1 protein-coding gene and 1 pseudogene are annotated in these 1,124 nt (G+C 53.9%); both read right to left on the reverse strand.

Going from position 1 to position 1,124, the window contains the following annotated elements; translation table 11 throughout:
• Positions 1-497 (reverse strand): annotated as a pseudogene (locus M8006_RS17585) (hypothetical protein); the annotation flags it as partial.
• Positions 498-563: 66 nt separating this feature from the next.
• Entirely contained in the window at positions 564-932 is a 369-nt protein-coding gene (locus M8006_RS17590) for an outer membrane protein assembly factor BamB family protein (RefSeq protein WP_250084492.1), read from the reverse strand.
• Positions 933-1,124 lie beyond the last annotated feature (192 nt).

Consider the following 1,124-nt stretch of genomic DNA (forward strand, 5'->3'; position numbering starts at 1 on the left):
GGATGGCCGAGGTCGTTACGTGTGATCTGCCAGCGCTGATTCTCAGGGCCTTCAATACTCACCGGCTGCCCGAGCGCATCCCGCTCAATGGCCCAGCGCGTGCCGTCCGGGCCGGTCTGGGCAATGACTTGGCCGTGGTCGTCGCGCTCGATCATCGTCTCGTGACCCAGGGGATCGACGGTGGCTACCTTGAAGCCGGCACGGTCGTAACGGAACTCAATGCGCGAGCCGTCGGCGCGGGTGTGGGCCGTCCAGCGGCGGCCGGGGCCGCTGCCCACAAAGTGGTAGCGCTCCTCTCGGCCCAGGCTGTCAGTAACCCGGGTGTGATCCACATGATACGTGTAAGAGCGGGCCAAGCCACCGGCTTCCTGCTGGCCCACCACCCGGCCATCCGGGGCGTGGCGATCCCAGGTGTAGTGGGCTTCCATACCCCCGGGGACCCGGTGGGCGGTGAGCATATGGTCTTGCCACTCAAACTCGCGTACTAAGCCGACCATGTGCTGTACTTATTAGGTTGAATTCAGGTTTAAATGTTAATGTCCTATGTACGTATTTCTGCGTGGCTATTCCAACACATACACATAGCCATCAATACTGCCAAAATACAAACGACCATCTACGATGGCAGGTGTCGAGGTAATCCCTGCGTCTGTCTCATAACGCCATTTCATTTCGCCCGTATGGCGATCTACGGCATACATGTAATGATCATGACTACCGAAGTAAACTGTACCCCCAGCGATAGAGGCCGCTCCTCTAACGAATCCACCTGTTTCAAACCGCCAAACCAGTTCACCACTTTCTGTATCCATTGCGTTCATATAGCCATGAGCACCTGCATAGCCCTCGCCTTCGTCACCGAAAAAGATAACTTCGTCAGCTAAGCTAATAGAAGAGAGACTTGGAAATTCAATTGTGAATTCAGCATCCACCTCCCCATTGTGTTTATTTATCTTGGCGACCGACCCGCTGGAGTCGTTATTTCTAATTGTGAAAATACTGAAGTGGTTGAATAGATGTGACCACCCCAGTTAAGGAATAATGCCCTGAAACTGGAGATGGATCATGACCACACGAAAGCAGTACTCGAAAGAATTTAAACTGGATGCGATTAGCCTAGTGCT

Source organism: Halomonas llamarensis (assembly GCF_023555005.1).
Classification (GTDB): domain Bacteria; phylum Pseudomonadota; class Gammaproteobacteria; order Pseudomonadales; family Halomonadaceae; genus Vreelandella; species Vreelandella llamarensis.